The organism is Aeromicrobium terrae (assembly GCF_008039565.1).
Lineage (GTDB): Bacteria > Actinomycetota > Actinomycetes > Propionibacteriales > Nocardioidaceae > Aeromicrobium > Aeromicrobium terrae.
The window spans coordinates 1-12099 of sequence record NZ_VDUX01000006.1 but is presented as its reverse complement, the minus strand read 5'-3'; the positions used below and the strand labels follow the sequence as shown (position 1 = coordinate 12099).

Below are 12099 nucleotides of genomic sequence, written 5' to 3'. Positions count from 1 at the left end.
CGTGTCAAGATGTCGTCATGGCGACCGCACGTCCGTACCGCGGGGTGAGCGCGGACGACCGCAAGGCGTCCCGGCGCGAAGCGCTGGTCGCCGCCACCCTGGACGTCGTCGGCCGCGACGGCGTCGCCGCCGCCACCGTCGAGACCGTCTGCGCCGAGGCCGGCCTCACCAAGCGCTACTTCTACGAGAGCTTCGCCGACCGCGACGCCCTGTTCGAGGCGTTGATCGACGCCATGCTCGACGGCGTCCGCGAGCGCATCGGCGCCGCCCTCGCGGGTGCCGGGGACTCCGCGGAGGAGCGCACCCGGCTCACCGCGGACGCCCTGGTCTCCTTCTTCGACGCCGACCGGCGCCAGGCGCGGCTCTACATCGAGGCCCCGGTGCACCCCGCCCTGAACGCGCGGCGTGAGGCGTCGATGACCGGCTTCGCCGACCTGATCATGGGAGACGTCCTGGGCGTCGACACCGCTGACGCCCGCGTGCAGCTGGCCGGCCTGCTGGTGGTCGGCGGCACCACCGAGGTGCTCAGCCGCTGGCTCGCCGGGGAGATCGACCTGACCCACGACGAGGTCGTCGACGAGATCACGCGGATCGGCCTTGCGGTGGTGCCGACTACCGTGGAGACATGAACGAGCCCCGACCCCGCCCGCCGGCCGTCACCATGGCCTGCACGCTGATCGGGGTCACGGCACTGTTCCTGTTCTTCTCCGTCACCGGGCTGCTCAACGACTGGGGCAGCATCGAGATGCAGGACGCGCTCGAGCCCACGGTCAAGACGCTGCGCGACGACGGCTACGCCGTCTCCCTCCAAGGCCTGCTCGACGCGCTCCGCTGGGTCGCCTTCGTCTACGTGGCGATCACGATCGCCGGCATCGTCCTGTGCGTCTACACCCTGCGGCGCGACCGCTCCGCCCGCATCGGCCTCACGGTCGTCGCCGTCCTGCTCGCCCTCGTCATGCCGGCCCTCGGCCTGCTCGGCGCGCTGCAGGCCGGCCTGCTGTTCGCGTGCGCCGCGACGCTGTGGACGTCCGACGCGCGGGCCTGGTTCGCTCCGGTCGCTCCCGCGTCCTCGACGCCGTCGCCGTTCGCCGCTCCGCCGCCGGTCCAGCCCGCAGCCGTCGAGGCGCCGTCGTCGCCTCCCCCCGCGTCCCGCCCCGAGCCGGTCCGCACCGCGGGGCTCGTCACGGTCATCGCGTCCGCGTTCGCATTGGGGGCGTCGGCGCTCTACGTCCTCGTCTACGCGGCGGCCAGCGACGCCCTGATCGACGCCGCCCGCGACGGCATCGTCGGCCGGATGCTGAACGACGGCGAGATCGACGACGCCTTCCGCACCACGTTCTACATGTGCCTCGCGGCCCTGCCGCTGGCCGTCGCCGGGGTGATCTCCGGCGCCCTGCTGCTCGCCGGCAAGCGTCCGGCGCGGGTCGCGACGCTGGTCGTGTCGTGGGTCACCATCCCGGCGGGGATCCTCGCGCTCCCGGTCGGGCTGATCGGCTCCGCCCTGGCCCTCTTCGTGATCACGCTGCTCAACCGCGAGGAGTCGCGCGCCTGGTTCCGCACGTAAAGTGGAGGTATGACCACTCCGACTCCCGTACCGGCCAAGCGCCCGCACGTCGTCGTCGTCGGAGGTGGGTTCGGCGGGATCGCCGCAGTCCGCAAGCTCAAGCGGGCCGACGTGGACGTCACGCTCATCGACCGGCACACGTACAACACCTTCAACCCGCTGCTGTACCAGGTGGCCACGGCCAGCCTGAACCCCGGCGACATCACCTGGTTCCTGCGCGCCATCCGAGCCAAGCAGAGCAACGTGCGCTTCCTCAAGGGCACGGTCACGGCGATGGACCACGACACCCAGACCGTCCACCTCGAGGGCGGCGTCGAGGTCCGCTACGACTACCTCGTCATCGCCGTCGGCGTCACCACCAACTTCTTCGGCGTCCCCGGCGCTGAGGAGTTCGCGATGCCGCTGTACAAGCGCTCGCAGGCCCTCGCGGTGCGCGACAAGATGTTCGCCAACCTCGAGAACGCGGCCATCAACGGCCAGCGGCGCGACCTCCGCATCGTCGTGGTCGGCGGCGGCGCGACCGGTGTCGAGACGGCCGGCGCGTTCGCCGAGCTGCGCAACCTCGACATGCCCACCACGTACCCCGAGCTCGACCGCAAGCGCGTGCACATCACGCTCGTCGAGATGCTGCCGCACGTGCTCGGCCCGTTCGCGCCGCGCTTGCGCGAGTACGCCAAGAAGTCGCTGATCAAGCGCGACGTCGACCTCCGCCTCGAGACGGCGGTCAAGGAGGTGCGCGAGGACGGCGTCGTCATCGAGCGCGAGGGCAAGGAGGAGTTCCTTCCGGCCGGCATCGTCGTGTGGGCGTCGGGTGTCACGGCCCACTCGACCCTCGGCGACTGGAACATCCCCCAGGGTCGCGGCGGCCGCATCGAGACCGACGAGCAGCGCCGTGTGAAGGGCCTGAAGAACGTCTTCGCGATCGGCGACGTGTCGCTCGGCCCGGAGCAGCTGCCGCAGCTGGCCCAGCCCGCCATCCAGGGCGGCAAGTACGTCGCGAAGCTGATCAAGGCCGAGCAGAAGGGCCGGACGGTCAAGGCGTTCCGCTACCGCGACAAGGGCACGATGGCCACCATCGGCCGCGCGTCCGCCGTGGCGGAGATCAAGTTCATGCCGAAGATGACCGGCTTCTTCGCCTGGATCATCTGGGTCGGCCTGCACATCGTGACGCTGCTCGGCAACCGCAACCGGTTCGCGACTCTGACCAACCTCACGGCCAAGTACCTCACCCGCAACAGCCACAACGCGATCGTCGGCGAGACGCCGCCGGTCATCCCCGTCGAGCCGCTCGTCATCGAGCCGCTCGCGCGCGACGACGACAAGCGCAAGCGTCCGGCCACGCCGCGCGAGGAGTGGGGCAAGCGGGCCGCGGAGCTCGACCAGGAGTACGCGAAGGCGCAGGTCAGCCGAGGTCCGTCGTCAGGCGACGACGAGCCGTGACCAGTGACGGGCCGTACCAGGTGAGCAGACGGCCCGAGACGAGTCGGGTCGGTGCCTTCGTGAAGGCGTGCCGGTCCTTCTCGGCGAACACGTAGGGCTCGTCCGGCAGCACCACGAGGTCGAGGTCCGGGTCGTCGATCTCCGCGAGCTCGACGTGCGGGTAACGCTCGGCGTGGTCGGCATAGGCGTTCACCCAGCCGAGGCGGCGCAGCAGGTCGCCGGCGAACGTGTCGCGCCCGACCACCATCCACGGGTCACGCCAGATCGGGACGGCGACCCGGCCGCGCGGCGCGTCGACCTCGGCCCACTCCTGCTCGGCCTCAGCGAGCCAGTCCGGTGCTCCCCACCCGAGCACGTCGTCGAACATCGTCCGCATCTGCGCGAACGCCTCGTCGACCGTCTCGATCTCCGACACCCAGACCCGCACGCCCTCGGCCTCGAGCCGCTCGACGTCGAGCTTGCGGTTCTCCTCGCGGTTCGCGATCACGATGTCCGGCTCGAGCGCGACGATCGCGGCGCGGTCCGGATTCTTGGTGCCGCGGACCCGGGCGACGTCCAGGTCCTCCGGGTGGGTGCACCAGTCGGTGGCCCCGACGAGCGCGTCGCGACGGGTCTCGGCGATCGCCTCGGTGAGCGAGGGGACGAGCGAGACGACCCGTCGGGCTTCAGGCATGGCCCGAGACTAGTCCGTTGGGACTAGGTCGCAGATCACCTGAAAGGGCCATGACACGCGTGGGGTCAGGTCGTTTGAATAGACATGAATCGATAGCCCACTCCCACTTGTTTCATCCGGCAACTGTCGACTCGTAGGTACGTCCCATCCTCCTGCCGGTGCCCAGGTGCCGGCTCCCTCCCAAGGAGCATCGATGAAACCCTCCAAGACTGGCTGGCGAGTCGCCCTCGCCGGTCTCATGGTGGCCGGCCTCGGCTCGGTCGCCCTCGCCGCCCCGGCAGAAGCCGTGACCAAGCCTGATCCCAAGGTGGCTATCGCCAAGGACCAGTACACGCGAACCCAGTGCCGATTCACGGTGACGTCGGTCAACCTCGCCGCCGGCACCCTCCGGGCCCGACTGACGACCCAGACCAACGGCTACGGGTACGGCGGCTTCCGCAACGCCCACGTGGCCACGTCCTGCACGTTGTTCGCCGGCGGCCTGGTCGGTCCGGCCCTCGCCTTCGTCTACGACGAGGCCAACGGTCCGTACACGTACGAGACCGAGCTCTTCACGCTCCCGTTCCACTTCTCCTATGACGTGGTGGCGGTCGCGGCGTACACGCTGCGCAACGGGACGACCGGCATCCTCTACGGGAACTCACTCCCGTGAGCCGCGGATCGAGGCGCGGACTGCGCATCGCGTCGGGGCTCGCCGGTGCCATCGCCATCACGTCCGGACTGGTGGCCCTGACGCCGGCCGAGTCGGCACCGGTGCCGCCCCGGCGCGAGGTGAACACCTCCGACGGCGTGGTCAAGACGCAGTGTCGCTTCACCGTGACGAGCGTGAACTACGCCGCGGGCACACTCCGCGGCCGGCTCACGCTGCACACCCGACCGGTGAGCTACGCCGCGGGCAAGAACGTGACCCACACCGACGCCCTGTGCGGTCTGTACAGCTCCTACGGCCTGGAGTTCGCCGCGGCGACGTCGGTCAGCGGCTCGTACTCGTACAAGTCGACACTCGTGGCGACGACGCCCGTGGCGATCGGGTACGCCGTGTGCACGCTCACGAGCTGGACCGGCAAGAACAGCACGAGCGGAGGCGCGTTCGGCTGCGACACGCCCTGACCGCGGGGTCTAGAGGTTGATCGCCCGGGCGGCGGCGAAGTCGTCGCCCAGGGCGGTCAGCACCGAGGCAGGAACGTCGCCGTCGGTCGTGACGACGAGAGTGGCCGAGTCGCTCTCGTCGTCCGGCCGGCGGCCGACGGCTGCCGACACGATGTTGATGCCGGCGTCGCCGAGCGCGGTGCCCAGGCGCCCCAGCATGCCCGGGCGGTCCGTGTAGCTGAACACGGCGAGGTGCGGCTCGAGCTGCAGGTTGAAGCGCGAGCCCCACGCCTCGAGCAGGTGTGGGCGGTGCCGGCGGCCGACGACGGTTCCGGCGACGCGGGTGTCGCCCGCAGCGGTGCGGACGGTGACGCGCACGAGGTCGGTGAAGTCGCGAGCGGTGGAGTGGCTCGTGGCGGTGACGGCGAGGCCGCGCTCGGCGGCGAGGGCGAGCGCGTTGACGTCGTTGACCGCCTCCTCGGTGCGACCGGTGAGGGCGCCCTTGACCACCTGGATCGTGAGCAGGCGGTGGTCGCGGTCGGCGACGCGGCCGAGGAACTCGACCTCGAGACCTTCCAGCGACGGCTCCGGTGCGAGGGCGGCGGCGATGCGGCCGAGGGAGACGCAGAGTCCGAGGAACGGCTCCACCGCCGCGAGATCGTCCGCGCCGATGGCCGGCACGTTGACGGCGGTGGTGACGGGCTGGCCGGTGAGCGCGGCGACGACCTGCTCGGCGGCTTGGTAGCCGGCGCGGTCGGTGGCCTCGGCCGTCGATGCGCCGAGGTGCGGCGTGACGACGACGTTCGGGTAGCCGAACAACGGGTGGTCCGTGACGGGCTCCTCGCGGAAGACGTCGAGCGCCGCCCCGGAGACGTGGCCGGAGTCGAGCGCCGCCTTGAGGGCGTCGTCGTCGACCAGCGGCCCGCGGGCGACGTTGAGGATCCGCACGCCGGGCTTCATCGCGGCGAACGCGTCGGCGTCGAGGAAGTTCTCGGTGTCCTTGTTCTTGGGCAGGTGGACGGTGACGAAGTCGGCGACGGCGTAGACGTCCGCGGGGTCGGCGGCCCGCTCGGCGCCGAGCTCGGCGAACCGGTCCTCGGCCAGGTAAGGGTCGTACGCGACGACCTGCATGCCGAAGCCGCGCGCGCGGTGCGCCACCAGCTGGCCGATGCGGCCGAATCCGAGCACGCCGAGCACCTTCCCCTGCAGCTCGACCCCGCTGTACTTGGAGCGGTCCCAGCGCCCGTCGACGAGTGACGCGTGGGCCTGCGGCACGTTGCGCGCGAGTGCGAGCAGCAGCGCCATGGTGTGCTCGGCAGCCGTGACGACGTTCGACTGCGGAGCGTTGGCCACCACGACGCCCTGGCGGGTGGCGGTGTCGACGTCGACGTTGTCGACTCCCACGCCGGCGCGCGCGACGACCTGCAGGTTGCTGGCGCGCGCGAGGAGCTCGGCGTCCGCCTTCGTCGCGGAGCGGATGAGGATGCCCTGGTACTCGCCGATGCGCTCGAGCAGCTGCTCGCGGGTCCAGTCGAAGCCCAGGTCGACGTGGAGGCCCGCGTCGCGCAGCAGGTCGATGCCGGACGCGCCGACGTCCTCGGCGACCAGGACCTTCACTGGCTCACGACCCAGTCGATGCAGGCCGTGAGCGCCTCGACGTCGCTGGGCTCCACCGCCGGGAACATGCCGATGCGCAGCTGGTTGCGGCCGAGCTTGCGGTACGGCTCGGTGTCGACGATCCCGTTGGCGCGCAGCGTCTTCGCGATCGCGGCTGCGTCGACGTCGTCGGAGAAGTCGATCGTGCCGACGACGAGCGACCGGAGCGCCGGGTCGGTGACGAACGGGGTGGCGAACTCCGAGGCGTCGGCCCAGCCGTAGAGGTGTGACGACGACGCGGTGGTGCGCTCGACGCAGAAGTCGAGGCCTCCGCCGGCGAGCATCCACTCGACCTGGTCGGCGAGCAGGAGCAGCGTCGCGAGGGCCGGGGTGTTGTACGTCTGGTTCTGCCGGGAGTTGCTGATCGCGGTAGTGAGCGACAGCGACTCGGGGATCCAGCGGTCGCCGGGGTCCGCGGCCACCTGCTCGGCGCGCTCGATGGCGGCCGGGCTCATCGCGGCGACCCACAGCCCGCCGTCGGAGCCGAACGACTTCTGCGGGGCGAAGTAGTAGACGTCGGTCTGCGAGACGTCGACCGGAAGGCCGCCCGCGCCGGACGTGGCGTCGATGAGCACGAGGCCGTCGCCCGCCGGACGTTTGACGTCGAGCATCACGCCGGTGGACGTCTCGTTGTGCGCCCAGGCGACGACGTCCGCGTCGGGGTCACTGGTGGGCTCGGGCGCGCTGCCCGGCTCGGCAGACACGACGATCGGGTCCTCGAGGAACGGCGCACCCTTGGTGACGTTCGCGAACTTCTGCGAGAACTCGCCGAACGTCAGGTGCAGGGCGCGGCGCTGGACGAGACCGGCGGCGGCGACGTCCCAGAACCCGGTCGAACCGCCGTTGCCGAGCACGATCTCGTAGCCGTCGGGCAGGGAGAAGAGGTTCGTGAGCCCGTCGCGGATCTGCCCGACCACGTCCCGCACCGGCGCCTGCCGGTGCGAGGTGCCCATCAGGTCGTGCCGGATGCCGAGCCGCTCGAGCGCGTCGCGGCGCACCTTGGACGGCCCGCAGCCGAATCGGCCGTCGCGGGGCAGGAGGTCGGCGGGGATCTTCGGTGTGCTGTCGGTCACCCGCCGATGCTATCGACGTGGACTCACGTTCGTGACCGGACCAGGTAGGGCGGGGTGGTGGAGGTGTAGGTGCGTCCGGCGGCGGTGCGCCAGCGGAGGTCGCCGTTCTTGGCTCGGGTGACGTTCCAGCCGGGGAGGTGTTTGAAGGTGTGGGATCGGCGGCAGAGGCCTTGGCCGTTGTCGGGGGCGGTGGGTCCGCCGTGTTGGTGGTCGCGGATGTGGTCGAGGTCGCGGATGCGGCAGTCGCAGCCGGGCTGTCGGCATCTGCGGTCGCGGGCTTTGAGGTAGCCGGCGAGGGGTCCGTCGAACCGGCGGCGTCGTGGGTCGCGGCCGACCAGGGTGTGGTCGAGGGGGTCGGTGATGAGGCGGCGGTAGAAGGCGCGGTGGGCGCGGCTGATGATGGTGTCGGCGAGGTCGGGGGAGATGGGGCCGTAGCCGTCGATCTCGGCGGGCTGGTGGTCGGCGCCGACGAGGGTCTCGGCGCCGACGACGACACCGATCTCGACGTCGAGGTCGTCGACGTGGGTGCGGCCGGTGAGGCGTTCGACGAGGGTTTGGACCATGATCGTGCCGACTGGTCGTTCGTCGCCGGTCGAGCGGAGCCCCAGGGCCCAGGACTCCAACGTCTTGTGGGCGGCGACGAGCTGTTCTGCGGGTCCGCGGACCTGCAGAACAGCGACGCCGTCGAGCTCGGGCATCAGGCTGACGCGCTGGTCGGCGCGGTTGCGTTCTTCACGCCGGCGGGCGGCCTCGGCGTCGATCGCGATGACCAGGCGCCTGGCCAACAGTCGTGCTCGGCCGGGGGTCAGGCCGGTGAGGCGATCGGTGATCTCGCCGTCGAACAACACCAGAGCGTCGCCGTCGAGGGCGACGGTCTCGTTCACCACCGCTTTGGCGGTGGGTTCGCTGATCACGCCGTCTCTCAGCGCGGCGTGGACGGAAGGGAGGCGGGACAGGCCGAGGGCAAATCCGAACTGGTTGCCGGCGGCGCCGGGGGAGATGTTCCGGGCCAGGCTGATCTCGGCGATCGTGGCCGTGGTCATGTCGCTGCCGCCGGACATGTGCAGCGCCTGCGGGTCTTCGTAGAAGTCGACGATGAGCTCCGCCTGTGCCGCTTGCGCGGCCCGGATCAGTCGGTCCAGCGCCCGGATTCCGTCCAGCCGCTGACCGGCGCGCTCCAGCGGATCGCTGAACGCATGACAAGCCACCGCATCCAGGACCTGACCTGCAGGAACGTCCTCGAACATACATACGATTCTAGTGGCATCGACCGACACCCACTAGAGCCGCCAGCCGTGCTGTGGAGAACCCGAAAACCGTCCGCTCATGCCGATGAGCGGAAAACGCTCGCAAGCACCTGGCATCCTCAACTCATGCTCTCGGACGACGATCGACGGACCCTTCTGGAGCAGGTGATCGGGAACACGGTCGCGGAGGAGATCCAGGTCGATTGGTTGGAGTCGCCAGGCTGGTCCGCGCACGCGCGACTTGAAGGCTCAGACGGGCTGGTTGGCTATCTGCTCACCTCACCGGAGTGGCAAGAAGCCCGCTTCGCGGTTCCTCATCGAAGCACCTTCCTTATCACCGCGAGCGACGACGGAGACGATGTCCGGCAAGCACTCGAGCGCCTGGCCCGCGTAGTGGTTGCCTATCTCTCGAACGACTACGAGATTGAAAGCCGTCGAGGCATTTTCGGCGTACGCACGACGCTTGCCATTCACGCCGCGGACGGCACATGGCGAATCGGCAGGAGAATGAGTCAGCCGCCGCCACGTTCTCCCTAAACGCTCGCTCATGCCGCACAACGGTCGTCCCCATCTGCTCAACCGTGAATCCGCGTCATTCCCGATTCCCGACTGAGCGCTAGTGCAACGATGGCGCATGTCGCCGATTCGTCCGCCCGCATGGATGGTGAAGGTCGCCGGTGGCTCGCGTCGTCATCGCAAGGATGTCTCGCCTACTGTCAACAAGACCTCCGGTCCAACCGGTGCGCGCACCGTGGAATACGGCAGGGCCTCCCAGAACTGGATGTCGCCGACGGCGGAAATCGTTCGGGTCCGGGGTGAGAGGAGCTCGTGGTGGTACTTCGCCGCGCTGGCGTCGTGCGCAATGGCTGTGCTTGCAACCCCGCTCCTACTTTGCGCTGTAGCAGCCGGCGAGGCGGAAATGAACGATCTTCCGATCGTCGGCCTCATCGCCGTCGCACTCGCCCTCGCATATGGGCTCGCGTGGGGCGTTTGGTGGCTTGCAGTCACATCGCGGAACGAGTACGTCGTGACCACCACCAATCTCGAAGTGAGACGCGGCGGTCGCACCCTGGCTGCTGTTCCAGTAGCCGACATCGTCGAGTTCGACATTGAGGACCAAATGAACGCGTGGTCCATCATTGCGACGACAACACCGCCGCCTGCATGGCCCACCGGAATCGTGACGTTGCGTGAAGCGCGATTCCGCCGAGTTCTTCCGCAGATTGTGCTCTGGGGCTCCTACTCAGCAGCGGAGGCGGAGTCCGCAGTTCGACGAGCGATATCGATCGCGAGAGGTGAGGCGTAACCGCTCACCGTCGTCTGCTCGCCGGACTTTAAGTGTCCGCTCATGCCGCGTATGGCGCGGAGCTATTGCACTTGTCGGGTCAGAGGACGTCCTCTACGGGCACCATGGCTACACCATGGAGTGCTTCTACCTACTGATGCATGATTCCCGCCCAGTCGGTGCAGCGTGGGTCCACCCTGTCACGATCAAAGTTGCCAACACCTGGCGCGAACGAATCGCGGCCCGTTCGCTCGGGCGTTGGCAAGACGAGCAGTGGATCCAGGCTGATTTCGTCCATGGCCCCTCGGCCGCAGACGCAGAGATGCACTACGACTACGAAGTGTCATGGGCGGACGGCTCAGACTTCTGGTTCAACCAGGACGGCGAAGAACATGAAATCACTGACCAGAACGGCACCCGGACCTACACGATGCGAACCGTCGACAGAGACTCCGTACGGGCCTGGTTTCCGGACCAGCCTGCCTAGAAGCGCGTGTTCCAGAACGTCCGCTCATGCCGCGATTCGGTCCTTGTCGCTCGTGCGTCTGCAGTAGCGAAGTCCGATAGCGAGTCCTAGCGTCGGGTCATGCTGTTGGCCGACGGGTCCTCGAAGACCGACGCCCTGACGGACTGGCGATTCTGGCTGGTCGTGGTGCCGGGCGCAGTGGTGTGGGTCTGGTGGAGTCGGCGGGTTGAGAAGAAGCGCGGTCGCCCGTTTACTGACCGTGAGCGATGGGCTCGGAGGATCAAGTTGAGGGTGCTGACGTTTGGGGTGACAGTTCTGGTGTTGTTCGTGGCCTGGCTGGTGCGCAGCTGAATGGAATCCCCATCGGCACGATCGGTGCAGTCGTCGAAATCGATCCATCGATCGGTCCGCTCATGCCGGGGTAATCAAGAAGCTCAAGCTTGACGAACCTGATGCGCGTCCTCATGTGGTGATCCACGGGACCGCCAGAGTTCTGCCTCGAAGGTCTGAGCACAGCCTGCAGGTACCGGCTTGAAGTGCACGCTCATGCCGCGACGCGGCGAGTAGCGCTGTGCCAGATGGTCCAGCCAAGTGTCCGAGCTGAACGCTGCGTTCGTGTGAGGATCGGACCGTGGTCAATGGGTCGATATCACCGGAGCAGATCAGTCACGGGCGAGTCGTTCGTGATGATGAGCTGCCCGCCCTGGCAGCTCATTGGTTAGCCGACGGTTACGACTCGCCGCTTCTTCGGGAGCTTGCCGGTTTGACTCGACGAGACGCGATGGAGGCTCGCCAGCTCCTACCCGAGGTTGTAGCCGAACTCGGTCATCCGATGACTGGAAGTGACTTCCCATGGGAGTACGAGCCGTGGAGAGGCTACTGGGAGGGGATCTGGTGGGCCGTGGACCGTATGGATGAAACTCATGCGCCATACGCGTCTGCTCAATACGTCCTCGAGATCGTCAGCGACGTGCCCGATCTATGGGAGCCGGCGCGTGGAGACGAGCTGTACGCCTTGTTGCGGGAGTGGGATGAGAACCTCGGTAACCGGGGTGCCATCGCTGATAAGATCCGTGACCACTTGCGATCGCTGAATGAGACCGACGTGCCACCGCTAAGGGCGAGTTCCGGCTAAAGATCTGCAGCAGATCAAGAAGCGCCCGCTCATGCCGCGAACCGGCTGATGGGTCTCGGCAAATCTGAGACAGTGCACGCATGACGGCGCCGAGAGTCTTGATCCTCGTTGCAGTTGCTGGATTGGTCGCCGGACTTCTGCTCGTCCTCGTCTGGGACGGCAGCCCTAGCTGGTTCGCCTACGCGCCCCTGTCCGACGATCCGCTCTCCTTCACGGGCGGGAGGTTCCTCAGCGACGAGGAGATGGTGGGATGGGCCCTCGTGGCGGTTTCGGCGGTTATCGGCGCAGGAGTCGCCGGATATCGAATCGGTCGTCGACACGGCCACGGGTGACGCCGAAACGCTCGCTCATGGCTCCCTTCTGTGTCAAGAGGCGGCCGGGAGCGCGGGCTTAGGCTGGGTTGTGGCGGGTCCGGGAAGAGGCTTTTCCGAAGAGCCAGTTGTGGGCTGTGAGCTGGTCGCGCTGGAGTCA

Annotated in this window: 13 protein-coding genes; 9 read left to right on the top strand and 4 right to left on the bottom strand. The window is 68.4% G+C overall.

The window, feature by feature from the left end:
- Positions 1-17 precede the first annotated feature (17 nt).
- Genes FHP06_RS12385 through FHP06_RS12375 form a run of 3 tightly spaced genes read left to right on the top strand, consistent with a single transcriptional unit; the run spans position 18 to position 3004 of the window.
- Positions 18-629, top strand: a complete 612-nt coding sequence (locus FHP06_RS12385) for a TetR/AcrR family transcriptional regulator (RefSeq protein ID WP_187271917.1) — start codon at positions 18-20, stop codon at positions 627-629.
- Positions 626-1564: a hypothetical protein gene (locus FHP06_RS12380; RefSeq protein WP_147687106.1), complete on the top strand. Its 939-nt coding sequence runs from the start codon at positions 626-628 to the stop codon at positions 1562-1564. Before FHP06_RS12385 ends, FHP06_RS12380 begins: the two co-directional genes overlap by 4 nt.
- A gap of 9 nt (positions 1565-1573) precedes the next feature.
- On the top strand, positions 1574-3004 hold the full coding sequence (locus tag FHP06_RS12375; RefSeq protein ID WP_147687105.1) for an NAD(P)/FAD-dependent oxidoreductase: 1431 nt from the start codon (positions 1574-1576) through the stop codon (positions 3002-3004).
- Here the strand turns inward: FHP06_RS12375 and FHP06_RS12370 are convergent.
- On the bottom strand, positions 2967-3677 hold the full coding sequence (locus tag FHP06_RS12370) for a helical backbone metal receptor (protein WP_147687104.1): 711 nt from the start codon (positions 3675-3677) through the stop codon (positions 2967-2969). The two genes, FHP06_RS12375 and FHP06_RS12370, sit on opposite strands and share 38 nt — an antisense overlap.
- Positions 3678-3870: 193 nt before the next feature.
- On the opposite strand from FHP06_RS12370, the gene FHP06_RS12365 reads away from it, so the two are divergent.
- Both FHP06_RS12365 and FHP06_RS12360 read left to right on the top strand, forming a co-directional pair.
- Positions 3871-4329 (top strand): hypothetical protein, encoded by a 459-nt coding sequence (locus FHP06_RS12365; protein ID WP_147687103.1) that lies wholly within the window; start codon positions 3871-3873, stop codon positions 4327-4329.
- Positions 4326-4787 (top strand): hypothetical protein, encoded by a 462-nt coding sequence (locus tag FHP06_RS12360; RefSeq protein WP_147687102.1) that lies wholly within the window; start codon positions 4326-4328, stop codon positions 4785-4787. The genes FHP06_RS12365 and FHP06_RS12360 overlap by 4 nt, the downstream gene beginning before the upstream one ends.
- 9 nt (positions 4788-4796) lie before the next feature.
- On the opposite strand, the gene serA is transcribed toward FHP06_RS12360, so the two are convergent.
- Genes serA through FHP06_RS12345 form a run of 3 tightly spaced genes read right to left on the bottom strand, consistent with a single transcriptional unit; the run spans position 4797 to position 8742 of the window.
- The gene (serA, locus tag FHP06_RS12355; RefSeq protein ID WP_222706474.1) at positions 4797-6383 is read right to left on the bottom strand and encodes a phosphoglycerate dehydrogenase; all 1587 of its coding nucleotides are present in this window, start codon (positions 6381-6383) and stop codon (positions 4797-4799) included.
- Positions 6380-7495: a phosphoserine transaminase gene (gene serC / locus FHP06_RS12350; protein ID WP_147687101.1), complete on the bottom strand. Its 1116-nt coding sequence runs from the start codon at positions 7493-7495 to the stop codon at positions 6380-6382. Before serC ends, serA begins: the two co-directional genes overlap by 4 nt.
- Before the next feature lie 23 nt (positions 7496-7518).
- Positions 7519-8742 (bottom strand): HNH endonuclease signature motif containing protein, encoded by a 1224-nt coding sequence (locus FHP06_RS12345; protein ID WP_147687100.1) that lies wholly within the window; start codon positions 8740-8742, stop codon positions 7519-7521.
- A 126-nt stretch (positions 8743-8868) separates the two neighbouring features.
- On the opposite strand from FHP06_RS12345, the gene FHP06_RS12340 reads away from it, so the two are divergent.
- The 4 genes from FHP06_RS12340 (at position 8869) to FHP06_RS12325 (ending at position 10844) form a co-directional block, all read left to right on the top strand.
- Entirely contained in the window at positions 8869-9279 is a 411-nt protein-coding gene (locus FHP06_RS12340) for a hypothetical protein (protein ID WP_147687099.1), read from the top strand.
- 97 nt (positions 9280-9376) lie between these two features.
- On the top strand, positions 9377-10048 hold the full coding sequence (locus FHP06_RS12335; RefSeq protein ID WP_147687098.1) for a hypothetical protein: 672 nt from the start codon (positions 9377-9379) through the stop codon (positions 10046-10048).
- A gap of 115 nt (positions 10049-10163) precedes the next feature.
- Complete coding sequence (locus FHP06_RS12330) at positions 10164-10514, top strand: hypothetical protein (RefSeq protein WP_147687097.1); 351 nt, start codon at positions 10164-10166, stop codon at positions 10512-10514.
- A 99-nt stretch (positions 10515-10613) separates the two neighbouring features.
- Positions 10614-10844, top strand: coding sequence for a hypothetical protein (locus FHP06_RS12325; RefSeq protein WP_147687096.1), 231 nt, complete (start codon positions 10614-10616; stop codon positions 10842-10844).
- The last annotated feature ends 1255 nt before the right edge of the window (positions 10845-12099 follow it).

Bases quoted from the DNA above. Each gene is read 5' to 3' on its own strand.
- FHP06_RS12385 (WP_187271917.1), top strand. From the start codon at position 18: ATGGCGACCGCACGTCCGTACCGCGGGGTGAGCGCGGACGACCGCAAG.
- FHP06_RS12380 (WP_147687106.1), top strand. From the start codon at position 626: ATGAACGAGCCCCGACCCCGCCCGCCGGCCGTCACCATGGCCTGCACG.
- FHP06_RS12375 (WP_147687105.1), top strand. From the start codon at position 1,574: ATGACCACTCCGACTCCCGTACCGGCCAAGCGCCCGCACGTCGTCGTC.
- FHP06_RS12370 (WP_147687104.1), bottom strand. From the start codon at position 3,677: ATGCCTGAAGCCCGACGGGTCGTCTCGCTCGTCCCCTCGCTCACCGAG.
- FHP06_RS12365 (WP_147687103.1), top strand. From the start codon at position 3,871: ATGAAACCCTCCAAGACTGGCTGGCGAGTCGCCCTCGCCGGTCTCATG.
- FHP06_RS12345 (WP_147687100.1), bottom strand. From the start codon at position 8,742: ATGTTCGAGGACGTTCCTGCAGGTCAGGTCCTGGATGCGGTGGCTTGT.
- FHP06_RS12340 (WP_147687099.1), top strand. From the start codon at position 8,869: ATGCTCTCGGACGACGATCGACGGACCCTTCTGGAGCAGGTGATCGGG.
- FHP06_RS12335 (WP_147687098.1), top strand. From the start codon at position 9,377: ATGTCGCCGATTCGTCCGCCCGCATGGATGGTGAAGGTCGCCGGTGGC.
- FHP06_RS12330 (WP_147687097.1), top strand. From the start codon at position 10,164: ATGGAGTGCTTCTACCTACTGATGCATGATTCCCGCCCAGTCGGTGCA.
- FHP06_RS12325 (WP_147687096.1), top strand. From the start codon at position 10,614: ATGCTGTTGGCCGACGGGTCCTCGAAGACCGACGCCCTGACGGACTGG.